Genomic DNA, 26644 nt, shown 5'->3' with positions numbered 1-26644 from the left:
TCAAGGCTCGCGGCACAATTCGACCAGGGTCTTCAACCGGGGGCCTGAGTTTTTGACATACGGATTGTTTTCATCCCAAACATAACCGGCCAGAATCGAACAAATCATTGCTTTGATATTGGGTTGTTGCTGTTGATAAAGCACCACATCCTGCAAGCCGCCGTCATACCATGAGCTGACGAAGGTGCGGAAGGTGTCGACACCTTTTTGCAAGGGTTCGGCAAACTCCTTTTGCCAATCGACCGCGATGCCGCAGAGCTGCCGGTCCAATACTTCGGCGGCAAGACTTGCCGATTTCATCGCGATCGTGACGCCCGAGGAAAAGACCGGATCGAGAAACTCGCCGGCATTACCCAATAGCGCGTAGCCTTTGCCATGCAGACGTTTGACGTTGGCGCTGTAACCGCCGATGCTATTGACCGGCGTATCGAACACCGCATGATGCAACAGCGCCGACAAGCCCGGCTCTTCATCGATGAATCGGCGCAGTACGGTTTGCGGCTGGCGGTCAGAAACATTCACTAGCTTCGCTTCGCCGACCACGCCGAGACTACAGCGCCCGTTGCTGAACGGAATCAGCCAATACCAGACATCGGTTAATTCGGGATGAACGATGATGCGAATTTTGTTGCGATCGTAGCGCGGATCGTCGATCCTGTCTTCGATATGCGTAAACACGGCCTGCCGCACCGGAAACCCGGACGGCTTTTCCAAATCCAGTAACCGCGGCAACACTCGTCCGAAACCGCTGGCATCGAGCACGAAATCGGCAGTCATTTGGTAGCGCTCATCGCTGCTCCTATCCTTGACCGTCAACAACGGTTGCCCGCCGCTGAAGTCGGCCTCGACGACTTCCTGACGCCAGCGTATGTCCACGCCCATACGTTGAGCCTCGGCGGCTAGCAGCGCATCGAAACGGTCGCGTTGAACTTGATAGGTCGAATCGAAGCCGGATGTGAACTTGTCGGCAAACCAGAATTCGCAGTGCTTGTCTTGGTATAAAAACGCCGCGCCGTCCTTCAATTGAAAGCCGGCATTGCGCACGGCATCGAGCATGCCGGCCTGTTCGATGAATTCCATGCATTGCGGAAGCAGACTTTCGCCGATGCTGAAGCGCGGAAAAGCATCCCGCTCCAAGATAACGGTCCGATAGCCTTTGTTATTGAGCAATGCGGCGGCGATGCTGCCCGCAGGGCCCGCTCCGATAATAACGATATTGCCTTTTTCAGCCCTCATGCGAACCCGCCTGTATTACCATTGGAAACCTATATGGATGTTTATATATATTTATTTCTAAACAGGATGAAGGTTGTAGTTCATACGCGTCAAGCTAAAAACGGGCGACTCGCACCCCCTATTTCCTAAGTTGCTATTAAAGCATGTAGCCGTATGCAGCGTAGCGAAATATGGGAATGGCGTGGCTCCGAGCTTCCCGGATGGAGCGCAGCGCAATCCGGGCTACGCTGCTTGGTCAATGCGGCCTCGATGCCATTTATTGTAGCTTGACATTTTCGGCCTCGAAATCGCGATCTGGGGATCGCTCCCACGGTGCATCAATCACCCACCGTGGGAGCGACGCCTCCGTCGTCCCTCACCTAACGCTAGGTGAGGGAAAGCCACCGACGCTCAACTTCCACTGTTTATTTCGAAATCCTAAGTCCTGAATTCAATGAATTTTCCTCTACACGAAACTCGAAGCGAATGAGGAAGTTAATTTTAGCGACATCCCTGGCTTGATGCGTATAGTTAAATAACTCGTCCCGCGTGATGTTCATTACCTAATCCCAAAGGGTATCGCCCTTTTCCGTGACTATGCCTGCCCTAATCGGCTATCATTTAAACGACAAATTATACCTTACCTGAGTCATGAAAAAGAAACTGCGCGACTTTATCTTTCAAGAGCTCGTTTTCGTCGCCGAGCCGAATCAATTCGGCGACGACGACGATTTACTCGAAGCGGGCCTGGACAGCATGGGCATCATGCGCTTGATTATGTACATTGAAAACGAATACGGCGTAACCTTGCCCGATACCGAAATCGAACCGGACAATGTGCAATCTTTTAATGCATTGGAACGCTGGATCTTAAGGCATAAAAACGCATGAGCATCGAGAAGTCCGCCATTTTGGAAAGGCTGAATCCGGCCGACAGTTTCACGTTGGCGATGGATGAAGAAATCCGCCGCGACGGTTTGGCCGGCAGTTTGGCGTGTTACGGACTGGAACTCGCCAATATTCCGGACATCGACGCATTGCGACAACGGATCGACGAATTCGGCCGACGTTTTCCGGTAGCCCGTGCCAACCTAAGGCAAATCGGCAAGCGTTTCTATTGGTGCAAGCGTTCCGATCCGCCCGAGCTGTTTTTTCAGCATCACTGCCCGACCGACGCGGATGAGGCGCAATTCCGGCACGCTATGCTCGACCGTATCATGAACGAAAAGCTACCTCGAGAGAGTATCGCACCGCTCGAATTTCATCTGTTGACCGGCCCGTCCGAAAACGTTTTTCTGATGCGTTGGCTGCATCCTTTTTGCGACGCGCGCGGCGCGGATCTGATCATCAAATATCTATGCACCGCCGATGCCGACCAACGCCAACGCTTCGGCCAGCTCGAAACCGGTCCGCTGGTATTCGAACAATTACGAAAATACCGCTGGTGGCAAAAAATTTCGCTCCTGCTGAAAGGCAAACGCTATATCGATAGACTGGATAGACTCAGCAGCGTTCAGCCGCTACGCCACGAACAGTCGCCGCAACGCCTCGAATTCGCGGTTCGCAGGCTCAGCGAGGAACAAACCGAACGGATCGTCAAGCTGGCCAGGCAACAGGTCGGCTTGACCGGCACTAGCCTTTATTACATCGGCTGTCTGATGCGCGCCCTCGAAAAATGGCGTCCCGACAGTCCGGGCGAGGCTTATTGCGTGCCTTATGCCTTCAATTTGCGCAAACAGCGCGCCTTATCGCCGGTCTGCGGCAATCATCTCAGCGCACTATTCGCACAGGCGCCTCGGAAAGTCGTCAAGGACCGGCAAAAACTGTTCGAACATCTGAAACAACAAAACACCCAGGTGATTCGTCAACAAGAAGACTATGCCTTTCTGCCGTTGATGTGGGCCGGCAGTTGGCTGTCGCTGGCCGAATACGGCAAGGTCTTGCGCCTTTCTTACGGTTCCGGCCAGGAGCGTAGTTCATTCTGGTTTTCCGATATCGGCCGTCTGGATCTTCCGGCGGACAGTTTCCCCGGCGCCGAAATCACCGACGTGCTCCATGCCTGCCAAGTCACGTCACCGCCGTCGCTGGCTTTTCTGAACTGTATTTTCCGCAATCGTTTGACCTTGAGCTATAACTATATCGAACCGATAGCCGATGCCGAAACCATCGATGAATTGCATCGATTGATGTTGACGGAACTGCTGGGAGAGACGGATTGAATCGTTTTAGGAATATGCACAAAATAACTTCTACAAGTAGTAGGCTTTGCGGCGGTTCGGTGACTCGCTTGACAGGGCGCCGTGAATACGTCTATGTAGGCTTGACGGCGGCTTTCCCTGCCGCCGACACCTGTCAATCGAGCCACCGAACCCCCTTCCAAAGTTGTCGACGTTATTTCATGCTCGTTCCTTAATTCTCGATCATGCCCTTACTGACATCATTCGACCTACAATGCCGAAACGCACCGGATCGCCCTGCGTTGATTGAAGGCGAACGTCGACTGAGTTACCGCGAAGCCATGCTGAGCTCTGAACGTCTTGCCGCCCATTTGGCCGCACGGATCGAGCCCGGCGCTCGCGTCGCGCTAGCCTTGGACCGAGGTATCGATGCGGTCATAGCGATTCTGTCGGTCCTGCGTTGCGGCGCGTGCTACATCCCGCTGGACATCAAAAATCCGGCTCGACGCTTGCGCTTCATCATCGACGACGCTGTCGTCCACTGCATAATCGGCAGTGGAAACCCTCCCGAATGGCTCGACACGCCGGCGCTTTGGCTCGATATCGACCGACTGCCCGATATCGCCACGCCGCCTATAAAGCCGCAGTCGGCAATCGATCCCGAAACCTTGGTTGCGATTCTATATACATCAGGATCGACCGGATCGCCGAAAGGTGTCGCGTTGAGTCATCGCGCGCTGCATAATTTCGCCGATTGGGCGGCGCGCACGTTCAAGCTCAACGCCGACGATCGTATTGCATCGTTGGCGCCGTTTCATTTCGACTTATCCGTGTTCGACCTATTCAGCAGTCTGAGCGCCGGCGCCTGCGTCAATTTCGTCCCTGCCGTTCTGACCTTGTCGCCCAGTCGCCTGACGGCTTGGCTACGTGAACAGCGCATCACCGTATTTTACACGGTGCCGTCTTTGCTCGGCTTCATCGCGCTAAAGGGCGGCTTGGCCGAACAGCCTCTGCCGAATCTTAAAACGCTACTGTTCGCCGGCGAAGTGTTTCCGACGCCTCAATTGAAAAAACTCTGCGAATTGCTGCCCGATACCGATTTTTACAATCTCTACGGCCCGACCGAAACCAATGTCTGTTGTTATTGGCCGGTCGACCGGGCTCGTCTCGACGTCGATCAAGCAATACCGATCGGCCATCCCGCTTGCGCTTCGGAATTGAAAATCGACGCGGAATCCTGCGAATTGCTGGTAAAAAGCGCGAACAATCTGTCCGGTTACTGGCAGCAAGGCCGATTAACCAATGCGCTATCGGATAACAGCTATTACCGGACCGGCGATAAAGTCTCGTTGAACGAGCGAGGCGAATACTGCTACCACGGCCGCCTCGACCGCATGCTTAAATGTTCCGGTTACCGGGTAGAGCCGGCCGAAATCGAAGCGCTGCTCATGCAATGCCCGGAAGTCGCTCACTGCGCGGTGGTCGGTATTTCGGACAGCGCTAGCGGACAACGCCCTGCCGCCGCGCTGGTGCTGCATCCCGGCGGCCAATTGAACGGTATTGTCAAGACTATCAAGCAAACGCTGCCCGCTTACATGCAACCGTGCCGGTTCAGCGTGATGGATGCATTGCCTCTGCTCGACAACGGCAAGACCGATTATCAAACCTTACAACGCCAACTGGAGCGACACTGAATGGATTTCGATAACCTGCCCGCCGCCGGCGGAAGCCAAGCTGCACGATTACGTTTTCGTTATTGTGCCGACTTAGGCCTATTGAAACATGCGGTGCCGCAAAGCAACGGCGGTCACGGTGACTATTTTTCCGACCTAGCGCAGGCCCATGAACAACTCGGCAAAGCCAGTCAAGATCCCGGCTTGCTATTATCGATCAACGCCCACTTGTGGGGGGCCGTTTTCCCGCTGCTGAACTACGGCAATGCCGAACAGCAGGCTACTTATTTAAGCCCCCTGATTGAAGGCCAACGCATCGGCGGCCATGCGATCACCGAACCGCAAGCCGGCTCCGATCTTAATGCGTTGACAATGACCGCAGAACAAACCGGCGCCGAATTTATACTAAACGGGCATAAACGCTATATTACCAATACGCCGATCGCCGATTTGCTGGTCGTCTATGCCCGTATCGGCACCCAATTGTCCGCCTTCATCGTGCACGCCGACGACCCCGGCGCCGGTTTTCTCGATACGCCGCGAGTCTCCGGCTGCAAAAACGCTACGATGGGCGATGTGCTTCTTAACGATTGCCGGATTCCTCTCGATCGGCAACTAGGCAAGACCGGCGCCGGCAACATGATGATTCAGCAAGCGTTGGAATTGGAGCGGGCCTTTATTTTCGCCGGCATCTACGGCGTGATGGAGCGGCAATTGGAAAGCGTGATTCGGTTCAGCCGTGAACGCAGAGTCAACGACGCGCATCTTGGCAAAAATCAGGCGATTAGTCATAAAATCGCCGATATGAAAACCCGTCTGGATACGATTCGGCTTTGGGTCAATGAGTGCGCGCGCCTGAAAGATCGAAAGCAACGCATCACGCTGGCCAGCGCACAGACCAAATTATTCGCCGCCGAAGCTTTTCTGCAATCGAGCCTGGATGCGGCACATATTTTTGGCGCTAGCGGCTTGGTCGATGGCAGTCAACAACTCGAACTAATCCAGGACGCCCTCGCCAGCCGGCTATTCTCCGGCTCGTCCGAAATCCAGAAAAACATCATCGCGGCTTTATTGGGTACGGGCGACGGCTATCGATAAAACAGTCATTCCGCATATTCTCCGAGGAGCATAGAGGTGCAATTTTCTTCACACGTCCACATTTTCGGCTTTAAATCGCATTCTTTTGTCCGGTAGCAGTGTGTCGCTAAAACTAAAATATGCTGTTACCTAAGCTCCAGCTTTCGCCGTTATACATAAATTGGTACGCTACGCGTACCAAAACCGTGCCCTGGCGGTTCGGTTGGTACATGAACATTGCGGGGTTACCATGGTACGCACAGCGTACCCTACGCGGATCGCCTAGCGCTAGGTGAGGGATAGCCGAGTGTGTCAAGTGACAATAAATGGTATTGAGGTCTCATTGGCTAAGCTTGCAAAAGGGTAATTTTTTTCTGGTTCCCTCGGTCCTCCGTGGGAACCCATACCTTGTCAGCCGAGGCAAGATCGGTATGCATTCCCACGCTGGAGCGATGGGAACGAGGAAAACGGTAATTTTTGACTTATGTATAACTATGAGAGCTCCAGCTTGGGTAACCTGTACAGGAAGCTCTTGCCCTGAGCCCTTCGGCTGCGCTCAGGAGAGCCTTGTCGAAGGGGGCTTCCGAGCTGTTTTTCCCAAGCTGGAGCTTGGGAAAGAGCGTGATTTGGGTTGGCCGTTTTTAGCTTGACGCGCATGGCTTACGAACCACGTCCTGCTAGGGATATGCTGATCTTTGGGCTTTAACTGAAGAAACTTGCTATGCCTTTCGCACTTCAAATTTCGGCAGTGCAGGAGGAGGCCTCGGGGTGCTCGATAAAGGCTTTGCCAGCATGGAGCTGGCATAGAGCCTACATGGACGTATTTACCCAGCACCTAAATTATCCATGTAATCAATCATGACCAATAGGCTATGGAATTTAGGTGCTGGATTTAGGTGCTGGGTTTACGGCGTCCTTTAACGGGCACCCCGAGGCCGAATTTCCATCTACGATGCGTATAATCAGGAATAGCGTTGTCATATAACACGAAAGTTTGCCTGCTCAAATTGTCATCATTGTTTTCCCCCTTGTTTGACTATTAGCCTTCGCGGAAGAAGCAATCGCTCAGACGCTAGAATTTTGAAATCTATTCCTCGATGACTCTTATCCAATACCCTCTCCTCCTTCGTTAGCCTTGTATCAACTTGCCGAATAATAGCGGCTCTCCTATATTCGAATATCTAATAATTAGATATTTAAATCTAATTATATCGTTTCATTAGTTTCTGCTATTTCGCTAACATTCGCACAACACCAATTCACAACATAAACACAAAGTTTAAGTGAAGAACGGAAATTGTATGAACAACCCATTAGATGTTGATTTATCTAACCTAGATAACCACCAGGAAATCGCCTCACACATAGTATCGATTTTGCAGGCGATTCGTTTCGGCTCGATTGAGATTGTGATACACGACGGACGCATCGTGCAAATCGACCGGCATGAGAAATTTCGAGTCAAGGCCGTACAGAACAAACATTAAATCCACCGAACCATCGGCGATAGATATATAAATTTAGCGGTTGCCAGACCGGATCACCGGAAGTAACTGTCTTTAGGGAAAACGAAAATGACCATGCTTAGAAAAACTGCCCTGGCAATAGTTGCCGGCGGTTTCTTGATCCACCCGGCTCAGCAGGCAGTCGCTAAATCGGAGGATGAGCCTTCCAGTTATTACATAGAACCTGGCAGTTACGGCACCAAGCGAGAAACCGATCCGCCGTCCTATGTTCGGAATTTAAGCAAGACCGGTATAAAAAGCACGGAGGATATCACTTGGCTAGATGCCGGCCTGGACTACCGGATGCGTTACGAGCGCCGCGACGACGATTTGCGGCGTCCGACCAGCGGCGGCTTAGACGAGCCTCTTCTGTTGCGAACCCGCGCCTATCTCGGCATCAAGAATATTCTCGACCCGTTGCGCGCCGTTGTCGAATTCGAGGATGCGCGCCGCTATAACAGCCAGTTTGACCGCGATAACCGCGACATCAACGAATTCGAACTGATTCAAGGTTATGCGGAATTGCATTTCAAGGACGCGCTAGGTTACGACGATCGCGGCAATGCCCGGCCTGCCTTCATTCGTGCGGGGCGCATGGCCTTCGAATTTCTAGACCGCCGTTTGATCGGTCTGAATCGCTGGCGCAACACCACCAACAACTTTCAAGGCTTTCGCGCCAGCCTAGGACAAGACGCCAATGATTGGGCGCTCGATTTACTGGCTTTGCAGCCGTTGACCCGACTGATGACAGATTTCGACAAGCCGAACCAGGATCAGTGGTTTTCGGCGGCGATCGGCCACTGGCGCCAGTGGTCCGACATTGTCACGATCGAGCCCTATTACATGGCGCTCAGACAAGACGCTGACCCAAGTAATGGCAACCGTAAACGAGACATTCACGGAACGGGACTTCGCCTGTACGGTTGGGTGGGCGATACGGGGGTCAATTACGACTTGAGCGGCATGTATCAATTCGGTCGTGACGACGGACAACAACACGACGCCTATATGGTCACCGCCGAACTCGGTTATACCTTCAAGCAGCATCCATGGAAACCTCGGATTAGCGCATTTTACGGTCATGTCAGTGGCGACAAAGACCCTAACGACAACAAGAATAACCGTTTCGAACGCTTCTTCGGATTTGCCCGTCCTTGGTCGTCCGATGATTACATGGTGCCGGAAAACCTGATTGCTCCGAAAGTTAAAATCGAATTCGAACCGATCAAGGGTTTGAAAATCGATGGGGGCTATAGCGCCTTTTGGCTGGACAGCGACACCGACCGATTCAGAAACCTACTAGGCGGCGCCAATAACCGAGACCAAACCGGCAACAGCGGTGATTTTTTAGGACACGGGCTTGACATCCGAGCACGCTATAACTTGACGCCTTATTTGGCAGCCAATGTCGGTTACACCCATTTCACCTTCGGAGACTTCACACGTAACCGACAAGAAGCGGCCAATGGCAATAGTTCGGATGACTCGGATTTCGTCTATGTCGAACTGAGTTTCAATGCATTGGATATTTTTCAATAACAGGCAAGGTAAATAACAATGAATAAAAAAACAGCTTTAAAAACAGGATTATTGGCATTCAGTCTTTTGGTCGGTAGCGCGGCCCAGGCTGACCGATCACTTTTGAATATTTCCTACGACCCGACCAGGGAGCTGTATCAGGCGTTCAATAAAGAATTCATCGCCGATTGGAAAGCCAAAACCGGCGAAACCGTCACGATACAGCAGTCGCACGGCGGCGCCGGCAAACAGGCGCGTGCGGTCATCGACGGACTGGAAGGCGATGTGTTGACGCTGGCTTTGTCTTACGACATCGACCAAATTGCCAAAATTTCCGGGAAACTCGATAAAGACTGGCAAAAGCGTTTGCCGAACAACAGTGCGCCCTATACCTCAACGATCGTATTTCTGGTGCGCAAAGGCAATCCAAAAGGCATCAAAAACTGGGATGATTTGATCAAGGATGGCGTTGCCGTGATTACGCCGAACCCGAAAACCTCCGGCGGCGCCCGTTACAACTATCTGGCCGCTTGGGCCTTCGCCGAGAAAAAATACGGCAGCCCGGAGGCTGCCAAAGATTTCGTCAAAAAGCTGTATAAAAACGTGCCGGTGCTGGATTCCGGAGCACGCGGCTCGACCACCACCTTCGTGCAACGCGGCATCGGCGATGTGCTGCTAGCCTGGGAAAACGAAGCGTTTTTGTCGATCGATCAACTCGGTCCGGATCAATTCGAAATCGTCGTGCCGCCGATCAGTATTTTGGCTGAAACGCCGGTTACGGTGCTCGATAAAGTTGCTGAAAAACACGGCACCGTCGATCTGGCTAAGGCTTATCTGGAATACCTTTATTCGCCGGTCGGGCAGAAATTGGCGGCCCAATATTATTACCGTCCGTTTCAACCGGAACATGCCGATTCGAAAGATTTGGAGCGCTTTCCGCAAGTGAAACGGCTTTCCGTGGATGAGGTCTTCGGCGGTTGGCACAAGGCGCAGGCCGAGCACTTCGATGACGGCGGCACCTTCGATCAGATTTATGCGCCGTAATATCCCATATCGTTCCCACGCGCCAGCGTGGAAATGCATACCAATCTTGCCTCGGCAGGCAAGTTATGGGTTCCCACGGAGGACCGTGGGAACCAGAAAGCGACCGCTGGGACTCGGAGCATGTGAACGATGATAGGGCTTGCGGAAATGGTTTCTCCTCGTTCCCACGCTCCAGCGTGGGAATGCGTACCGATCTTGCCTCGGCCGCCAAGGTATGGATTCCCACGGAGGACCGTGGGAATCAGCAAACGACCGCTTTATCGTCATAAAAAACGGATGAGAGATATCAAACCGCTGTTTTTTGCAATCTAACAAAGGCTACCGAAATGCCACAAAGTCATATTATGCCGGGTTTTCGTCCCACACTCGGGTTTACGCTATTTTATCTAGCGTTGATCGTGCTGATTCCGTTAAGCGCGCTGGTGTTCAAAAGCATGCAACTCAGCCTGGATCAATACTGGGACATACTGACCAACCCCCGGGTTCAGGCTTCGTTCCGGGTCAGTTTTGTTTCAGCGTTGATCGCGGCCGGTATCGCCGCACTGTTCGGCTTCGTCATAGCTTGGACGCTGGTACGCTATCCGTTTCCCGGCAAAAAACTATTCGACGCGCTGATCGATCTACCGTTCGCGCTACCAACCGCCGTTGCCGGCATCGTGTTGGCGGCAATCTACGAGCCCAATGGCTGGATCGGTCGTATCGTCATGGACACGCTGGGCGTGCAAATCGCCTATAAGCCCCTTGGTATAGTGTTTGCGCTGATTTTTATCGGCCTGCCGTTTGTCGTGCGCACCGTCGAGCCGGTATTGCAGGAATTCGACACGGCGATGGAGGAGGCGGCCGCGAGCCTCGGCGCCAATCGTCTACAAACGTTTATCCGAATCATACTGCCCAACATCCTGCCGGCAACACTGACCGGTTTCGCGTTGGCCTTCGCGCGCGGCGTCGGCGAGTACGGTTCGGTCATTTTCATCGCCGGCAACATGCCCTATGTGTCAGAAATCGTACCGCTGCTGATCATCACGAAGCTGGAGCAATACGATTATGCCGGCGCGACCGCGATCGGACTGACGATGCTGATCATTTCGTTTTTATTGTTATTACTGGTCAACGTGCTGCAATGGTGGGTTCGCCGCCGTAGCGGCCAACTTTGAGAGATGCTCAAATGAATACAGTGACTGCAACTCATGCATACCAACCTAAACCGATCGCGTTAAACGATTCTAACTGGGTTCGCTTTGGGCTGATAGGGACAACCTTGGCGATTATCGGGCTGTTTTTGATCCTGCCGCTGGCGACCGTATTGATCGAAGCCTTCGGCAAAGGCTGGACGGCATATAGCGACAGCCTGACGCACCCCGATACTCTGGCGGCGATACGGCTGACGCTGTTGACCGCTGCAGTGACGGTGCCGCTAACGACTTTTTTCGGAATTTCCGCGGCCTGGGCCATCGCACGTTTCGACTTTCGCGGTAAAAATTTATTGATCACGCTGATCGACCTGCCGTTTTCGGTGTCGCCGGTCATCGCCGGTTTGATTTATGTACTGGTGTTCGGCGCTCAAGGCTGGCTGGGCCCATGGCTGTCCGAATACGATATCAAGGTCATCTTCGCGGTGCCCGGCATCATTCTGGCGACTTTGTTCGTGACCTTTCCGTTCGTCGCCCGCGAGTTGATCCCATTGATGCAGGAAATGGGGCATGAAGAGGAAGAAGCCGCTTTATCGCTGGGCGCCAGCGGTTGGCAAACTTTTTTTAAAGTTACCCTTCCCAATATCAAATGGGGGCTGCTGTACGGCGTACTACTCTGTAATGCCCGGGCGATGGGCGAGTTCGGCGCGGTGTCGGTGGTTTCCGGCCATATTCGAGGGCTGACCAATACCCTACCGTTGCATGTCGAAATCACCTACAACGAATACGACTTCGTCGGCTCGTTCGCCAGCGCCTCGCTATTGGCCGGTTTGGCGGTGGTCACGCTGGTCGTGAAAACCTATTTGGAATGGCGGCAAAAACAGGATAGGAAGACGATGTAAAACAAAGCGGGTGGGTTGAACAGCGTAGCCCGGATGGAGCGCAGCGCAACCCGGGAAGTTCGACGCCACGTTATTCCCGTATTCCGCTACGCTGCATACGGGCTACGTGTTGGATTTCATGCTGTCCACCCAAGCATCAATAAAACAAATTTGAACGAGAGCACCACGATGAGCATTACTTTAAACAATATCAGCAAACGCTTCGGCAATTTCGCCGCCCTGGATAACATCAATCTGGAAATCCCCGAAGGCGAACTGGTCGCCTTACTGGGACCGTCCGGCTGCGGCAAGACCACCTTACTGCGCATCATCGCCGGACTGGAACAGGCGGATCGAGGTCAGGTGTTATTAAACGGCAGCGATGTTACCGATCAGCCGGTCAAAAACCGGCAAATCGGCTTTGTTTTTCAACATTACGCGCTATTCCGACACATGACGGTATTCGACAATATCGCCTTCGGCCTCAGAGTCAAATCCAGAAAGGAACGTCCCAGCGAAGCCAAGATTCAGGAAAAAGTGCATGCACTGCTCAATTTGGTGCAATTGGACTGGCTGGCCGATCGTTTCCCCGATCAACTGTCCGGCGGCCAACGCCAACGCATCGCATTGGCCCGCGCGTTGGCGGTCGAACCATCTGTGTTGTTGCTGGATGAACCGTTCGGCGCGCTCGACGCCTGCGTTCGGAAGGATTTACGGTTGTGGCTGCGGCATTTGCATCATGAGCTGAATGTCACCAGCATTTTCGTAACACACGACCAAGAAGAAGCCATGGAAGTCGCCAGCCAGATCGTCGTGCTCAATCACGGCAAGATCGAACAAAAAGGCTCACCCAACGAAATTTACGACAGTCCGAACAACGATTTCGTGTCGCGTTTCATCGGCCATACCAATGTTTTTCAGCTGGAAAAGGACGACAGCGCTTGGCTCGCCGGCGCCGGAATCAGTATCGATGATCCTAATAAAGGTATCATCGCTCATGTGCGTCCGCACAACATCCAAGTCGAAAAACCGCAAGATCCCGCCAATGCCCCCGTTTATCTAAAAGATTGGCAACACCTAGGAGCTATCATTCGGCTGGAATTGAGCAAGGACGGAGTAAACGGCAAGGCATCGACGATCTTTGCGGAAATGCCGAACGAACAATTTCGCGAACTGGCTTTGCAAAAAGGCGACCGGGTATCGCTGCACATCAAGCATGCGCATTGGTTTAACTGATTGAACTCATTGCCAATATCAACAACATGAACTTGAATCAGCTTTAGATTTTACAGTTTTCACAGGAAACCGGTTACATCATCACCAAGGTGGCGGAAAAAATGCGTCTACTACCATTATATGGTCTACCTGAAGACTGCGAATTGTTCAAGCTTGCTGAAGGTACGAGGTGTGTGGCGAAGATCGATGCCGCATCCGAACCGGCAACTGAAAATTCAATACGACAATGCTCTCCTTGATTTTGGGGGCGAACTGATTTACCGTGGATCGAATAGTTACCGAGAGAGCTGAGAGCCTAATGCAAGCCACTGATTACTTTGTTGTATTTCGTTATTTTAACGAACTAACTGCCGGGTTTAGGTTCATAGTCAAATGGCCGAATTTGGGATTGTGCGAACTCGCCTTAAAACCTCCCCCTAAAAAGGAGGAGGTTACTGTTTGCGGCCGAGCTAGCGCTTAGACTCTGTCAGGCTTAGTGGGTCGATGCGTAAAGTTGTTGAATTTCTTTATACCGGTTTACGGCATCGATTAAAGACACTCTGGCCGATTCCAGATCATTTTTTTTCAATGCCGTGCGCGCATTCTTCAACACGTTGCTGGCTCGATTGCGTTTCACGTCCAGCACATTGTTGGCAATATCCTTTTGTAACTGACGGGCATCGGTAATCATATCGATCAAAATAGCCTTGTCAGCGCCGTTGTCGAGCGCGCTTTTGGTTTCCTCAACCTTGGCCAGCGTGTTTTCAATTGCCGTTTTGACGTCGGCATAGGAAGGATTGGTCACGGCAAAGGCGCTTGTCGAGAGTGCGCCTATCAGAAATGAGAACAGGACTTTAGTGAATGTATTCATGGGTTAAACCTCATAGTCAATGAATAAAATAATGCTACCTAACGATGAACACTTTCATGGATATGAAAAGATTGGAGTTGATCGCTAAGGTTGGTAAAAGTCTAACACAAGTAGTTCTGATTAGAACCATTTATGTTCTAATCAGAACTAAATAATCCGCATAGTCTTATCGAATACATATATTTGGCTTGAGTGATTAGCATTAGAATTCTCTACGAAACAATCGCTTACAATGCATCTAACAAAACCAAGCCGGGTGTTTTGTGCTATGCGGCCTCTGCTCGCCGGTACGGCAAGACTTGCCGAAAAAGAAAGCAATTGCCCGAACTCGGCATCGAGTCGGGTCGTGTTTCCGAATGTCAGGTGTTGTTACGGCCATATCGCCCTGCATCGAGAAAGCTTGTCGAGACTGCCGATTGGCTCTATCATTTCGTTCTTATTAGAACTTTTTAACAGATACCATGACAATCACATCAACATTTCCGACCGTGTTACGCGAGTTATTGAGAACGCACCAAGCCTTTTTGTCTTATGCGGCGAATCATGTCCAGAAATTTAACCTGACCTTGCCGCAATACGACATCATCATCACCTTAGGCGGCACCTCCGGCATGACGCCCAAAAAACTGGGCGATGAAACCTTGATCACGAAAGGAACGCTAACCGGCGTCGTCAGCAGGCTAGAAGATAAGGGGCTCGTTCAGCGCAGCGCATCGACGAAAGATGGCCGAAGCCAGATCATCAGCTTGACCGAAGCGGGAAAAGCCGTCTATGAACAGTCTTTTCCGGAACATCTGCACTACATCAACCGTTTGTTCGAAAATTACGAACAGGAAGAGATCGCGGCGCTCGAGGCTAATTTAGTGCGTTTGTGTCAATCCGTCACGGCGAAACGAAATGACGAAAATGAAGAAACGGACGAATAAATCGCTTTAAGCACAAAATCCTGTTTATCGACGCATCGAATCAAATCCGAATCGGCAGAGCTCAAAACATCCTGGAGTCCATGCACGTCAAGCAAATTTATGACTGGTATTCAGCTTTTTAAGATGTGTTAGTGTCGTCAACTCCGCTAAGCTCGAAGAGCTTCAAGAAAACAATTGCAACCTGAACATTCCGCTCTATGTGAAAAAAGTGATTGAAGAAATCTACCCAACGTGAAAGAGGCTCTGAGCGATTAAAAAGCCGCCTGGCAAGCCGGTTTGCAAGCGGAAAAAAAATTTAAAGCGATTTAAAACGGATTTATTCAATCCTAAACGTGACAGCAGTAACTTAATGCCCAATGACGCAGTTTTGATGAGTTTGGCAACCGTGACACTCACCCTCCCGCACATTCTGATTATTAGACGTTTTTTCGCTCAGATGAGAGTACTCAACTCGTTACGGCAGAGTATATACCTTTCGTACTTCAAAATTCGGCAGTGCCTAAGGAGGCACCGGGGTGCTCGGCAAAGGCTTTGCCAGCATGAATGCTGGCATAGAGCCTACAGGGACGTATTCACCCTGCACCTAAATTCCATAGCCCATTGGCTATGGTTAATTATCTTGGATAATTTAGGTGCTGGGTTCACGGCGTCCTTTGACGGGCACCCCGGTGCCGAATTTTGATCTGCGATGGGTATAAACTCTGCCATGGTGCATTTTGTGGCGCAGCTGCCCTCTGTTTTATGCCCTTGGCGAATTGGGGCTCATCACCTTGGAAGGAGGCAACCGCATCCTGTATTGTCGTGACCCATTGTTTTATCAATGGCCATTCACCGTACCCGGCTTCACTGTTGATGTGACCTGCATTGCCCGCGTTATAAAGCGACATACCCCATTGGCGACCGAACTCTTCGGATTGGCCTAATTCCATCCAGGGATCGTTTGTGCTCGCGACTAGTAACCCCAAGGTTTGGAGCCGTTGCTTCGGCAGATAACTTGAAATATCGTTTTCCGATCCGAAATTTACGCCTATTGGTCCCGTTAAAGAGAATCGCTGCGGCGACGCCGGCGCAACTAAAATCAGGCCAGCCACTTTTTCAGGATACCTTGATGCCACCAAAGCGCTAGCCAGACAGCCGAAACTGTGTGCGACCAGAATGACTCGCTCAGGCTTTGCATCGATATGCTTTTCGATAGCTCTGGCCCAAGTCAAAATTTGCGGACGCTCCCAGTCGATGCCGGATACGCGCTCGCTGCCCGGCAGCTGCCGCTCCAGCCAGGTTTGCCAATGTTTGACATCACTGCCGTGAAAACCCGGTACGGTGATTATTTTCGTTTTCATTAGACAGCCCTCGACAGATGTAAAGCGGTGTCTTCGATCGAAGCAACCGACTGTTCGTAATAAGTGCCTTGCACCCAATTGAATCCAATCGTACGAGCCAAAGCCTTGATATTGGCATCCTCGATATCAAGCAACGCTGTTTGCCCACCGACCGAATCCGTCAGTTTGTGCAAGCGATGCAGTTTGTTCGGTAATTGATTGTCTTGAATCCTGCCAAAATCCTTGGCCGACAGAGCGACATTATCTGGCGATAAGGCCGTAATCAGCTCTAAAGCCGAACCACTCAAACCGTTGTAATCAATTTTAAGGGCCACTCGATAACCTCGCTGCCGGTAGTTTTCAAGCCCCTTCAGCAAGGCTTCGTAATAATTGGCATAGACGCTGCCTACACTCAAAGTAATTACGATGTTATTGGGCTCCAAACCGCATTTCCCGATAACTTCTTGAAAATACGCTCCATGATCTTTCTTGACGCCGAGAATATGCCTAGGATCGACCTCTAGTTGCAAAAAAAACGGCTCATGGGAAATCGGCAAAAAATTGAGCATATGAACGGTACGAGCTAAACGATCAAAATCGACTATGGAATCGGGACAAATTGATTGCCGTGCAGGCAGCGATATAATCAAATCCAATTCATGGCTTTGCAGATGCGGAATTTCGGAAGTGCTGACATTAAGCTTGGCAATATAGCCTGCTATCGTCAACGGTTTAAGCGTTTCGCGCAGGGGCGCCAGTTCAGTAGTGATATGAATGGGACCGAATAAACCATGCACGACTCCTTCTTTTAAAAAGAAGGGGCGGAAATTGGAATGATGCTCCCATTCCAGACGGTCATTGAAGTGTTCGACAAGTTGTTGTAATGGCATTATCCTGCTCCTTGTTGTGCTTGGGCTTTGCTCTGTGTTCAGGTAGCGAAAAAAAACAGGCGGAGATGTTTTTCCGCCTGATAAATATCCCTATGATTTAAGGAGGGGTGCAGTCTAGAAATCCATTCAATCACGCTAACGAAACGGCTCTGACCATTTGTTGGGCTCAGAATAGCGGGATTTCATTGATTATTAAAACGATATAATTCGATTTATAATTCTAAAAATTAGATATTAAAAACGTTTCAGGCCATCACCTCATGAATCTCAGCCAGATTGAATTACTTCGCACCCTGCATGAAAATGGTTTCAACCTCTCGAAGGCAGCCGATAGCATGCATATCGTGCAATCGGCGGTGAGCCGACAATTACATTTATTCGAAGAGGAACTGGGCTCGCCTTTATTGACAAGAAACGGCAAAAAACTGACCGGTCTGACCGAGCTGGGACAAAAAGTATTGGCTCAGGCATTGACCATTCAACAAGCCAAAAAAAATATCAAATCGCTCGCCTCGGAATACCGCAATGGCGACAGCGGAATCCTCCATGTCGCGACGACGCATACTCAGGCAAAATATTTTTTGCCGAAGCCGATACAGCGCTTTCGGGCCAAATATCCCGGCGTCAAGGTTTATATCGTGCAATCCTCGCCCGACCTCCTGATCGATTTTCTGCATAAGGACCAAGCCGATCTGGCCATTTGCACCGAAAAGGTCGCCGAAGATGAAACTTTGATCATCAACCCCTGTTACGAATGGCACCATGCCGTTGTCATCCCGAAGGAACATCCGCTGGCTAGCGGGGACTTGACATTGGAACGCTTGGCTTCGTTTCCGATTCTCACCTACTCGCTCGGCTTTACCGGCCGTTCCAATATCGAGAAGGCTTTTAACGACAGGGAGTTACCAATAGATGTGGTGCTGGCGGCAGCCGATACCGATATCATCAAAACTTACGTGCGTTTGGGATTGGGTGTCGGCTTGATCGCCGGTATGGCCTATGATCCGATTGTCGATTCAGATTTAGTTGCCCGTAATTTGCCCGGACTCATACCCAGCTCGATGACCAAAATCGCCTACTTGCGGCAGAATTATTTACCCGCCTACAGCCGGCATTTTATTGAAGAACTATTGGATGCTGCCCAAGAAATGAGCGCCTGAGACATGTAATTTGACACAAAGAGGAAACAAGATAGGTTTTGCCCCCCGTTCTAAACCTTTAAATCGGTTGCCGAGTAAAGTTGAAATATTTCGGGACAACGAAACGTTACTGTGAAAGTTCGCAGTTTTGCATTCCTTATCTAATTTTTCGATATGCAAAAGCTTAGCAACGGAAATGCCGGTTCCGAAGAGGGTGCGGTTGCTCGACCGGCAGGCGTCGGCGGCAAGGACAGCCGCCGTCGAGCCAGCCTACACGGACGTATTCACCCGGCACCTAAATTCCATAATCTGTTGGTTATGGAATTTAGGTGCCGGGTTCACGGCATCCTGTCGGGCGAGTGACCGCACTCTCCGCTACCAGAGAAATTTCATTTGCCGGGGCGATTGCCTAGCATTCATGAACGTTAGGGACGAGTTCAAAATCGGCATTATCCCGCATTAAAATCCAGTTCGCATAAGTCTTTAGCTGCATGTAACTGCCCGTTGAGCAACATATTTTTTAATTTTTCCGCACGCTGCATGTATTCTTCGGTCAATTCTTTAAATGCCTCCGGCAAATGGTATCGCTCCAATCGCGATAAATGTCCGTCGAAAGCGGCGGACACACACAGCAAATCAAGCAAAAAATAGCGCTCGTGTTCGGCGACTTCATCCAAGAGTGCTAAAAAATCTTCCCAGTTATCGTATTCTTTTGTCTCATCGATTTCGAAGGTGGAACAGAGCCTATGCAGTAATACCAACATATTCGGATGGTAATGTTGCGCCAATACCATCATGACGGCTACCGCCCTGACCGAGCCTTCGCGCGCTTTAGGGCTTAATTGCGCGATAACGTCATCGGTGATGACATTCATCGCAATGTGTTCGGCCAGTTTGTTGCCGAATAAACGCAATCTTGCCTCTCTTGCCACTTTATACAATGTAAAGGCATCCCATAGACCGGTTATCGGAATAGCGACCCAGCTAAAGGTCACACGTATGTCGCCTTTACCAAAAAAGCGGATCAGTAAAAATTTCACCCCCAGACTGCTGAGAATGACTTTGGCTTTATATAAAATCGTGACCAGAAATAATTTGGATTTGGATAAATGCTTTAGCGGATCGATACCTAAATAACGAATGATCGGATCAGGGACTTCCAGTGCCGCGCGCGCTAAAATATTGGGCACGGCATCATCGCCCGGCAGACAAAAGTCTTTGGTAGCTTGGTTATGCCCGGTTAAGCAGGCAAGGCTGTAGACAATTTTAAGCCCTAACCAAAACAGCACTGTCATTTCGACCGTCAACATCACGATCAACACCGAACCATACAGCAAATAATAGGCTGCCGTTGTCATTGACGCTTGAAATGTCCATTCTATCCAGATAGTCACGAATGTGGTCAGAGCGCCTATGGCAAAGGCGATCACAGCCGCGAAAGCCGTGATATTAGTCGACAATGCCTGCAGCGTTGCATCGGGCTGTAAGTCATCGATACTGACATTATGCAATTCGGACGTGCCTGCTTTTTTAGCCAAAAACCGATAATACCGAACGCCGAGCGTCTCTAGAAAGCCCTCCGGCTCTTCTCTTTGATAGATCGACTTTTTGATCACAGTCTCGGTCATCGTTTTATTCCTTATTCTGTGGAACGTACTCTGTTGTAAATCATGCCCTGTACCTATCGCTCTTCAAATTCCGGCATTAGCGTATGGAGGCGCCGAGGTGTTTACCCCTCGCCTAGCGCATGTGAGGGCGCAGAGAACCCATAAGCGCCAACTTAGCGCTCATTCTATGGTGCATTTGCCGCTTTATGAAAAACAACACCGGTTCCGAGGAGGGTGCGGTTGCTCGACCGACAGGCGTCGGCGGCAGGGATAGCCGCCGCCGAGCCTACATGGACGTATTCACGGCGTCCTATCGGGCGAGTGACCGCATCCACCACAGTTTGCACTTTCATTTGCCTGACGATTGCCGGGCCTTCATGAACGTTACTTAAGTTGGCGCCAATGCGCAGAGAACCTAGCACTTGAACAAAAATCTTGTGCAGCCTCGTATTTCACTCTCGCAAGCCGCCTAATCGTCAGCTCGCGCTGTTTTAAAACGGGCAGAGGCTCCTAACAGACCAACCACGAAGAAAGCCGTACCGACTAAAGTAAACCGCAGATTCGACTCTTGTATGATTAAGTCGTCGGTCGCATAAAGCATGATAATAACGGCGACAGCCCCCCACCCAAGAAATCGCAACGTCGCGTTTACCAGGCAATTACCTAGCGTTTCCGATTCAGTCACTGGCGTGTCCATTCGATAGGCCACAAAACCGCATATCAGCGCAGGCAGGATTCCCCAACGCATATGATCTAAAAAGCTTTCCAAAAAGTTGAAATATTCTCGGCGATAGAAAGTTAACTCGAGTACGAGTGTCGATACCGTGGTACTGACAATAAACCCCATGATCATCATCGTCATGTAAAATCCGTAATAGCGATCGTATTGCTCCCGCTGGCGCCTGAATGCAAGCGTACGTGAAACAAAAACCAGCGCTAACGGAAGAACATACATCGGCATAACATAAGCCATCCAACGAAGCGTCGTATAGCTAAAGTGGGCCAGAGGCTTATCCGGAAACAGGAAAGCATTGTGTAACGAAACCGAAATTTCTCGACCCAATATGACTCCGATAGCGGAGGCCGCCATGAAAATCAAAATATACTTATAGGTGTGTTTCAAGCGAGCTTCGTGAACATTCCCGCCGAGTTGTTTCACGGTTGCCCAAATATCGTTCTCGCTGGCGCTACCGAACACGATCAAGGAGGCGAGCATGCGGCACAACAAACCGGTGAGTTGATCCAGTTCCTTGATTAACTTGACCGTCTTGGTGTAATGCGGCTCCGCTTCCTTCCAAACCGCCACTTTTTCCGACATGGCATTATAGGAAATACAAATTTCCCCCCATTTCAGAGACGGTTCGTTGAACAATCGACGAAAAGACGACTGATTCGCATAATATTGTATCCGATCAAAAAGCAAACAATTATGAGCCCACTTATATTCGACCGTGGCACTGGACATGTCGAAGTCGCCGGGGTCGATGCTTGACACTAACAATCGATTGGCAATTTGCTCTTTCAGTTTCTCGTCAACCGCCGATAATCTTGAGGCAATCAGAGCGTTATAGACCTCTACCGCTTTAGTTGGGATGGCAAAAGCATCATGTATGTTGTCTCTCAAAATTAGCAAGGGGTTAATTTTACTTTCCCAAGCGATAAAAAATAAAAATAGCCCGGCGGTAATCAACGGTACGATCTTGGTTCCGTCCAAGCCGTTCAGAAGATCCAACAATTCCCGAGAACGAAGGTTTTTAACGATAAGCGTTATCAACGGTTCCAAGGGCAACCACTGCAAAGTTAGTAATAAATATAACGCCGCCATGAACGCGCAGTAAGACGCAACCCCTAACCAATAGGTGCTTCTGCGGATAAAATATTGCGGAAGCGTCGGTTCTGCGCCTAATTGAATCCGACGTTTTTGAAAGGAACGATAGGCCAGGAATAGTACTGCCAAGGTTCCAAGAAACTGCACCGCAAAGTTAATCATAAGTTCAACAGTCATCGTGCGCCTGCTCCTACGTGCTTTTTTTAAGGTTCGAATTAGGGTTGTCATCATAGTCAAAAGACAATGATATCCGTGTCGGCTCTATGGCAGGTCCATACGTTAATGTCGTAATTTGAAGTACGATAGGTATAACCAGCCGAGCGTCCGTTGCGGTATCCAGTGGAATTATTATACTTGACATAGAGCGACAAGGTCTCTTACTGGTTTCAGAATAAACCGAAACCTGTTGTCGTTCAATTATCCCATCAAGCTTGGGATGAAGAGGACCAAGATGCTTTTCTTGGATGGCGAAGAGAGGAAGTAATGATGAAAACCTTTTCCTAATTAGCAAGTTTCTTCAGCTAAAGCCCAAAGATCAGCATATCCTTAGCAGGACGGGGTTCGCAAGCCATGCGCGCAAGCTAAAAACGGCCACCCCACATCACGCTCATTCCCAAGCTGGAGCTTGGGTAACAGCATATTTTAGTTTTGCGACTACGACTAGCTCCTGCTCGGACACTTGGCTTCGGTAAGCTGAAGCATCTTGCTAATCAGGAACCTTTTTACGGACTCTGCTAGAGAGAAAACCAGTGGGTAACGAATGCTGTCGAAATTGTAACTATTCAGTCCCCCGGCAATTATCCTTCCCACGCTGGAGCGCTCATAGTTATACATAATTTGTAGGGTACGCTACGCGAATCACCTAGCGTTAGGTGAGGGATTGCACACCCCGACGCCTCCTCGGGCACTGCCGAAATTTAAAGTGCGAAAGGTATATAACGATGAGCGCTGGAGTGTGGAAACGATAGGCTCCGGCATCAACGAATACCTTCCCGTTTAAGTTGCGCGGTTAATACTTCTATTTTGACATCAAGATCGAATAGGTCATCTTCAAACAATTTTTGTTGCTGTTCCAGAAATGTTGCTTCAATCGTTTCGAGTACATTACGAAAATTCTGTGTCAATTGACCGGATTGGCTATGACTGTGCGTTTTGGCATAGCCTTCGGTGACTTGCATCGCTCCATCTAGATAAACATTAAGAAATTTTCGAGCTTTGCGAATATCTCGCGGGTCGGCTTCGATTTCGCTCAAAATACTGTCGGCAACCCTACAGATACGCTCTATCCGACTTTTGAATTCGTGATTATGAATTCGATTGCCGGCCTGTTCGATTCGCCGAATCATGCTACGGGACTCGGCGACCGTCTGCTTGGTTTCATCGCTGGATTCGTCTATCGTGCCGGGCAAATTTTGCCGTGCTTTTTTAACCAGTAAGCGGTCGTTCCGATCAATTTTAACAACCTCGATCCGATCGCCGTGACGAAGCGGTTCGAGCGTATCGGCAGAGAATCGTTGTTGATCGATCAACACATAACCGTTGCTATCGAAATCGACCATTGCTTCCCCGATTTTGCCTTTCAAGCCCTTTTTGCGCGAACCGAAAATAAAGCTGCCGGTGATAAGCAAAGTTGCGAGCAGCATTGCGGCACTCACTGCAATACTCACCGACAGTATCGTATTGCTCTGATCGACCGGGATGGGGCCGTCGAATAGATTCAAACTACCCAGCACGAAGGCGATCGCTCCGCCGATACCCAGTACGCCGAAGCCGGCAACGAAATATTCGGCGATCATCAACGCGATGCCGAACAATAAAAGCACTAGAAAACCAAGATTAACGGGTAAAGCTTGCATGCCGACCAAGCCCAAAACCAGCGCGATCGTGCCGAGGATACCGGGAAGGGTTAGGCCCGGAGCGAGCATTTCGATAAAAATCGCAAGTAGGCCCACAGAAATTAGCATGTGCGCGATCTGCGGATGCGCGACTAAACTCAAAATATGATCGATAAACCTCGGGGAAATCTGGCGAATGCCTTTATCCGAGAGCGTCAGTATAAGCAATTGGCCCTGAAATTGAATTTCACGTCCGTCAACGGCTTTTATCAGATCAGAAAATCCCGGCACCACCAGATCGACCACATTGGCTTCCAAGGCTTCTTCGGCGGATAGGCTTTCGGCTTGGGAAACAAAACGTTCGGCAATATCCGCATTGCGATTGTGATGCTTGGCGATACCTCGCATGAAAGCCCGGGTATCGCTCATGATTTTCTTTGCCATGGTACCTTGTATCTCGCCGCCATCGCCCGCAACCGGCGATGCGGCACCGACATTCGTACCGGAATTCATCACCGCAAGATGCGTAGACAGCAAAATAAACGCACCGGCCGATGTCGCGCTTGCGCCGGCAGGACCCACGTAACCGATAACCGGCACCTTCGACTCCGAAATTGCGCGAACCATGTCTCGCGTGCTACTCAGTAAGCCGCCCGGGGTATTGATTTGTAGGATCAACGCAGCTGCGGAATGGGCTTCCGCTGTTTCGACTGCATGCTCAAGCAGGGCGGACGTGCCCGGATTAATTACGGCATCTATGTTTACCAGGTATACGGGAGCCGCTAAATCATTCGGTTTTTTTCCATGTGCCAAGCCGCCTATACCGACAAACAGCGATAACAACAGGCAAGCGCCGACGAACATTCGCAACGACTTGATTGAGGGAAGTAGACGAAATAAGTTCATCTAAGAAGTCAACCCATCATACACTTGCCTGACGTTCAATATGTAAATCGAGCGCTTCCAACAGTTGGTTCAAATTAGTCAAATCGGCAGGAAAGATCACCGAAGTCTCGGCATCGGCCAAATGCGCGATATTATCGATAAACTTTTCCGATAAGTTGAGTTTGATAGCTTCCTCGCCGCCCGGCTGGACGACTGCATTACCGATTTTCTCGATGGATTCGGCCGTCGCGGTCGCCAAGGCCAAAATTTCGGACGCCCTACCTTCGGCCTCATTGACCAAGCGTTGGCGTTCGCCTTCCGACAAATTGATCAGTTCGCGCATCGTACCTTCGGATGTGTTGATTCGGCTTTGCTTGTCGCCTTCGGCTCTGGCCAGAATGGCGCGCTTTTCCCGCTCGGCGGTCACTTGTTTTTCCATCGCGCTCTGAACCGTGCTCGGCGGCTTGATATTCTTGATTTCGTAACGATGCACATGCACGCCCCAGGTTTCACCCGCGGCATTGAGCGTATCCACCACCGCTTGACTGATCATGTCACGCTCTTCGAAAGTTTTGTCCAACTCCAACGTACCGATCACAGAACGGGTCGTGGTCTGCGCCAACTGCATCGCGGCAAATCGATAATCAGTCACGCCGTAAGTCGCTTTGATAGGGTCGGAAACCGACATATAAATAACGCCGTCGACTTCGACCTGCACCTCGTCCTTAGAAAAACATTCTTGCGGCGGCACGTCGATGGTTTCTTCGCGTAAATCCTGTATCGCAGTCACGACATCGATAAACGGGATCAGCACATGAAAACCGGGGCCTAATGTAGCCTTATACTTGCCTAAACGCTCTACAATCAGAGCTGTGCGCGTGGAAACGATGCGTATGGAGCGAAATAACTGTGTAATGATGACAAGAAAAATGATGCCCCATACGGCAAAATTAAACAAATCGATTGGACTGACTTCGTTATTCATTTTTTAGCTCCCGTTTGAGCGACAGGCAGGTTTTGATTAAGCGCCGACAGCAGACCTTTGATGTGAGCAAGATCGGTAGGCAACACCGATACATTGGCCCCTTTCATGACCTCGCCTGTTCGACCGATAAAATCCTCGACCAAACGCATTTTTACCGCCATATCGCCGCCCGGCTTCTTAATAGCCGCGGCGACTTTTTGCAAGCCCTCGGCGGAAGCTTCGGCTAATATCCCAATTTCACTCGCGCGCCCTAAGGCCTCATTGATGCGCTTTTGTTTCTGACCTTCGGAAATATTGATCGCCTCCTGACGGTAGCCTTCCGATATTAGAATTTTCGACTCTTTTTCCGCCATGGCCAAGGTAATTTCCGCACGCTTTTCGCGTTCGGCCTCCATTTGCTTTTCCAGGGTGTGCACCACTTGCGCAGAAGGCGATATATTTTTGATTTCATATCGCATGACCTTGATTCCCCAAGGGTCCGAAGCTTTGTCAATTTCTCGTACAATCGCTTCATTCAATTTATCGCGCTCATAAAAGGTATCGCCGAGCGTCAGCTTACCGATTTCGGAACGCATCGTCGTTTGCGCCAAATTAACGCTGGCCATCTGATAATCTCCGATTCCGTAACTGGCCCGTTTGGCATCCATGACTTTCAGATAAACGATACCGTCGACCGCAACCTGTATATTATCTCGGGTGATGCAGCTTTGCGCCGGAATATCGAGCACTTGCTCGCGAATCTCATGGCGATAAGCCACCTTATCTAAAAAGGGTACGACAACATGATAACCGGGTTCCAGAACGCATCGAAAATTGCCTAATCGCTCCAAGACGCAAGATTGACGCATAGGAACGATAATCAACAGCTTCCAAAAAATGATACCGGCCAATATGACGAATATCGTAAGGGTAGTAAGCATAACG

Annotated in this window: 24 protein-coding genes; 15 read left to right on the top strand and 9 right to left on the bottom strand. The window is 50.4% G+C overall.

The genetic code is table 11. The features are described from left to right. Positions 1-1236, bottom strand: coding sequence for an NAD(P)/FAD-dependent oxidoreductase (locus WJM45_RS01270; RefSeq protein ID WP_341327197.1), 1236 nt, complete (start codon positions 1234-1236; stop codon positions 1-3). 630 nt (positions 1237-1866) lie between these two features. On the opposite strand from WJM45_RS01270, the gene WJM45_RS01265 reads away from it, so the two are divergent. The 10 genes from WJM45_RS01265 to WJM45_RS01220 all read left to right on the top strand — a co-directional run bounded on the left by WJM45_RS01265 (position 1867) and on the right by WJM45_RS01220 (position 13456). Beyond that, a complete protein-coding gene (locus tag WJM45_RS01265; RefSeq protein ID WP_341327196.1) occupies positions 1867-2106 on the top strand; it encodes an acyl carrier protein in 240 nt (79 codons plus the stop codon). Further along, positions 2103-3434, top strand: coding sequence for a hypothetical protein (locus WJM45_RS01260; RefSeq protein WP_341327195.1), 1332 nt, complete (start codon positions 2103-2105; stop codon positions 3432-3434). The genes WJM45_RS01265 and WJM45_RS01260 overlap by 4 nt, the downstream gene beginning before the upstream one ends. A 203-nt stretch (positions 3435-3637) precedes the next feature. Then, entirely contained in the window at positions 3638-5086 is a 1449-nt protein-coding gene (locus WJM45_RS01255; RefSeq protein ID WP_341327194.1) for an amino acid adenylation domain-containing protein, read from the top strand. Continuing rightward, on the top strand, positions 5087-6163 hold the full coding sequence (locus tag WJM45_RS01250) for an acyl-CoA dehydrogenase family protein (protein ID WP_341327193.1): 1077 nt from the start codon (positions 5087-5089) through the stop codon (positions 6161-6163). It abuts the gene before it with no gap. 1280 nt (positions 6164-7443) lie between these two features. Further along, complete coding sequence (locus WJM45_RS01245) at positions 7444-7629, top strand: YezD family protein (protein ID WP_341327192.1); 186 nt, start codon at positions 7444-7446, stop codon at positions 7627-7629. Positions 7630-7722: 93 nt separating this feature from the next. After that, positions 7723-9186, top strand: a complete 1464-nt coding sequence (locus tag WJM45_RS01240; RefSeq protein WP_341327191.1) for an alginate export family protein — start codon at positions 7723-7725, stop codon at positions 9184-9186. Positions 9187-9204: 18 nt separating this feature from the next. Beyond that, entirely contained in the window at positions 9205-10209 is a 1005-nt protein-coding gene (locus WJM45_RS01235) for a sulfate ABC transporter substrate-binding protein (RefSeq protein ID WP_341327190.1), read from the top strand. Between the two features lie 326 nt (positions 10210-10535). After that, positions 10536-11363: a sulfate ABC transporter permease subunit CysT gene (gene cysT / locus WJM45_RS01230; protein ID WP_341327189.1), complete on the top strand. Its 828-nt coding sequence runs from the start codon at positions 10536-10538 to the stop codon at positions 11361-11363. 11 nt (positions 11364-11374) lie between these two features. Then, positions 11375-12241: a sulfate ABC transporter permease subunit CysW gene (gene cysW / locus WJM45_RS01225; protein WP_341327188.1), complete on the top strand. Its 867-nt coding sequence runs from the start codon at positions 11375-11377 to the stop codon at positions 12239-12241. 168 nt (positions 12242-12409) lie between these two features. Continuing rightward, the gene (locus WJM45_RS01220; protein WP_341327187.1) at positions 12410-13456 is read left to right on the top strand and encodes a sulfate ABC transporter ATP-binding protein; all 1047 of its coding nucleotides are present in this window, start codon (positions 12410-12412) and stop codon (positions 13454-13456) included. Positions 13457-13928: 472 nt separating this feature from the next. On the opposite strand, the gene WJM45_RS01215 is transcribed toward WJM45_RS01220, so the two are convergent. Continuing rightward, complete coding sequence (locus tag WJM45_RS01215; RefSeq protein ID WP_341327186.1) at positions 13929-14306, bottom strand: hypothetical protein; 378 nt, start codon at positions 14304-14306, stop codon at positions 13929-13931. Positions 14307-14498: 192 nt separating this feature from the next. Here WJM45_RS01215 and WJM45_RS01210 point away from each other — a divergent pair, with 192 nt between their 5' ends. Beyond that, complete coding sequence (locus tag WJM45_RS01210) at positions 14499-14759, top strand: hypothetical protein (RefSeq protein WP_341327185.1); 261 nt, start codon at positions 14499-14501, stop codon at positions 14757-14759. Positions 14760-14767: 8 nt separating this feature from the next. Beyond that, the gene (locus WJM45_RS01205) at positions 14768-15232 is read left to right on the top strand and encodes a MarR family transcriptional regulator (RefSeq protein ID WP_341327184.1); all 465 of its coding nucleotides are present in this window, start codon (positions 14768-14770) and stop codon (positions 15230-15232) included. A gap of 641 nt (positions 15233-15873) precedes the next feature. Here the strand turns inward: WJM45_RS01205 and WJM45_RS01200 are convergent. Further along, positions 15874-16572, bottom strand: coding sequence for an alpha/beta hydrolase (locus WJM45_RS01200; protein ID WP_341327183.1), 699 nt, complete (start codon positions 16570-16572; stop codon positions 15874-15876). After that, positions 16572-17441 carry a hypothetical protein gene (locus tag WJM45_RS01195; RefSeq protein ID WP_341327182.1) on the bottom strand — a complete coding sequence of 290 codons (870 nt, stop codon included), beginning with the start codon at positions 17439-17441 and terminating at the stop codon, positions 16572-16574. The genes WJM45_RS01200 and WJM45_RS01195 overlap by 1 nt, the downstream gene beginning before the upstream one ends. 260 nt (positions 17442-17701) lie before the next feature. Here WJM45_RS01195 and WJM45_RS01190 point away from each other — a divergent pair, with 260 nt between their 5' ends. Together WJM45_RS01190 and WJM45_RS01185 are read left to right on the top strand one after the other, a co-directional pair. Next, complete coding sequence (locus tag WJM45_RS01190; protein WP_341327181.1) at positions 17702-18601, top strand: LysR substrate-binding domain-containing protein; 900 nt, start codon at positions 17702-17704, stop codon at positions 18599-18601. Positions 18602-18754: 153 nt separating this feature from the next. After that, a complete protein-coding gene (locus tag WJM45_RS01185) occupies positions 18755-18943 on the top strand; it encodes a hypothetical protein (RefSeq protein WP_341327180.1) in 189 nt (62 codons plus the stop codon). Positions 18944-19029: 86 nt separating this feature from the next. Here the strand turns inward: WJM45_RS01185 and WJM45_RS01180 are convergent, their stop codons facing one another. Next, positions 19030-20208 carry a hypothetical protein gene (locus WJM45_RS01180; RefSeq protein ID WP_341327179.1) on the bottom strand — a complete coding sequence of 393 codons (1179 nt, stop codon included), beginning with the start codon at positions 20206-20208 and terminating at the stop codon, positions 19030-19032. 185 nt (positions 20209-20393) lie between these two features. Between WJM45_RS01180 and WJM45_RS01175 the strand changes: the two genes are divergently transcribed. Then, a complete protein-coding gene (locus WJM45_RS01175; protein WP_341325490.1) occupies positions 20394-20579 on the top strand; it encodes a hypothetical protein in 186 nt (61 codons plus the stop codon). 77 nt (positions 20580-20656) lie between these two features. Here the strand turns inward: WJM45_RS01175 and WJM45_RS01170 are convergent, their stop codons facing one another. From WJM45_RS01170 to WJM45_RS01155, 4 genes are all read right to left on the bottom strand, one after another. Further along, positions 20657-22192, bottom strand: coding sequence for a hypothetical protein (locus WJM45_RS01170; protein WP_341327178.1), 1536 nt, complete (start codon positions 22190-22192; stop codon positions 20657-20659). Between the two features lie 800 nt (positions 22193-22992). Beyond that, a complete protein-coding gene (locus WJM45_RS01165) occupies positions 22993-24756 on the bottom strand; it encodes a 5-bromo-4-chloroindolyl phosphate hydrolysis family protein (protein WP_341327177.1) in 1764 nt (587 codons plus the stop codon). Between the two features lie 16 nt (positions 24757-24772). Then, positions 24773-25720, bottom strand: a complete 948-nt coding sequence (locus tag WJM45_RS01160) for an SPFH domain-containing protein (RefSeq protein ID WP_341327176.1) — start codon at positions 25718-25720, stop codon at positions 24773-24775. Continuing rightward, complete coding sequence (locus tag WJM45_RS01155; protein ID WP_341327175.1) at positions 25717-26640, bottom strand: SPFH domain-containing protein; 924 nt, start codon at positions 26638-26640, stop codon at positions 25717-25719. The genes WJM45_RS01160 and WJM45_RS01155 overlap by 4 nt, the downstream gene beginning before the upstream one ends. Positions 26641-26644 lie beyond the last annotated feature (4 nt).

This window comes from Methylotuvimicrobium sp. KM2 (assembly GCF_038051925.1).
Lineage (GTDB): Bacteria > Pseudomonadota > Gammaproteobacteria > Methylococcales > Methylomonadaceae > Methylotuvimicrobium.
This window is presented reverse-complemented; position numbering and strand designations above follow the sequence as displayed.

Excerpts from the sequence above, each read along its gene's own strand:
- WJM45_RS01270 (WP_341327197.1), bottom strand. The coding sequence starts at position 1,236 with ATGAGGGCTGAAAAAGGCAATATCGTTATTATCGGAGCGGGCCCTGCG.
- WJM45_RS01265 (WP_341327196.1), top strand. The coding sequence starts at position 1,867 with ATGAAAAAGAAACTGCGCGACTTTATCTTTCAAGAGCTCGTTTTCGTC.
- WJM45_RS01260 (WP_341327195.1), top strand. The coding sequence starts at position 2,103 with ATGAGCATCGAGAAGTCCGCCATTTTGGAAAGGCTGAATCCGGCCGAC.
- WJM45_RS01255 (WP_341327194.1), top strand. The coding sequence starts at position 3,638 with ATGCCCTTACTGACATCATTCGACCTACAATGCCGAAACGCACCGGAT.
- WJM45_RS01250 (WP_341327193.1), top strand. The coding sequence starts at position 5,087 with ATGGATTTCGATAACCTGCCCGCCGCCGGCGGAAGCCAAGCTGCACGA.
- WJM45_RS01245 (WP_341327192.1), top strand. The coding sequence starts at position 7,444 with ATGAACAACCCATTAGATGTTGATTTATCTAACCTAGATAACCACCAG.
- WJM45_RS01240 (WP_341327191.1), top strand. The coding sequence starts at position 7,723 with ATGCTTAGAAAAACTGCCCTGGCAATAGTTGCCGGCGGTTTCTTGATC.
- WJM45_RS01235 (WP_341327190.1), top strand. The coding sequence starts at position 9,205 with ATGAATAAAAAAACAGCTTTAAAAACAGGATTATTGGCATTCAGTCTT.
- cysT (WP_341327189.1), top strand. The coding sequence starts at position 10,536 with ATGCCACAAAGTCATATTATGCCGGGTTTTCGTCCCACACTCGGGTTT.
- cysW (WP_341327188.1), top strand. The coding sequence starts at position 11,375 with ATGAATACAGTGACTGCAACTCATGCATACCAACCTAAACCGATCGCG.
- WJM45_RS01220 (WP_341327187.1), top strand. The coding sequence starts at position 12,410 with ATGAGCATTACTTTAAACAATATCAGCAAACGCTTCGGCAATTTCGCC.
- WJM45_RS01215 (WP_341327186.1), bottom strand. The coding sequence starts at position 14,306 with ATGAATACATTCACTAAAGTCCTGTTCTCATTTCTGATAGGCGCACTC.
- WJM45_RS01205 (WP_341327184.1), top strand. The coding sequence starts at position 14,768 with ATGACAATCACATCAACATTTCCGACCGTGTTACGCGAGTTATTGAGA.
- WJM45_RS01200 (WP_341327183.1), bottom strand. The coding sequence starts at position 16,572 with ATGAAAACGAAAATAATCACCGTACCGGGTTTTCACGGCAGTGATGTC.
- WJM45_RS01195 (WP_341327182.1), bottom strand. The coding sequence starts at position 17,441 with ATGCCATTACAACAACTTGTCGAACACTTCAATGACCGTCTGGAATGG.
- WJM45_RS01190 (WP_341327181.1), top strand. The coding sequence starts at position 17,702 with ATGAATCTCAGCCAGATTGAATTACTTCGCACCCTGCATGAAAATGGT.
- WJM45_RS01185 (WP_341327180.1), top strand. The coding sequence starts at position 18,755 with ATGCAAAAGCTTAGCAACGGAAATGCCGGTTCCGAAGAGGGTGCGGTT.
- WJM45_RS01180 (WP_341327179.1), bottom strand. The coding sequence starts at position 20,208 with ATGACCGAGACTGTGATCAAAAAGTCGATCTATCAAAGAGAAGAGCCG.
- WJM45_RS01175 (WP_341325490.1), top strand. The coding sequence starts at position 20,394 with ATGAAAAACAACACCGGTTCCGAGGAGGGTGCGGTTGCTCGACCGACA.
- WJM45_RS01170 (WP_341327178.1), bottom strand. The coding sequence starts at position 22,192 with ATGACTGTTGAACTTATGATTAACTTTGCGGTGCAGTTTCTTGGAACC.
- WJM45_RS01165 (WP_341327177.1), bottom strand. The coding sequence starts at position 24,756 with ATGAACTTATTTCGTCTACTTCCCTCAATCAAGTCGTTGCGAATGTTC.
- WJM45_RS01160 (WP_341327176.1), bottom strand. The coding sequence starts at position 25,720 with ATGAATAACGAAGTCAGTCCAATCGATTTGTTTAATTTTGCCGTATGG.
- WJM45_RS01155 (WP_341327175.1), bottom strand. The coding sequence starts at position 26,640 with ATGCTTACTACCCTTACGATATTCGTCATATTGGCCGGTATCATTTTT.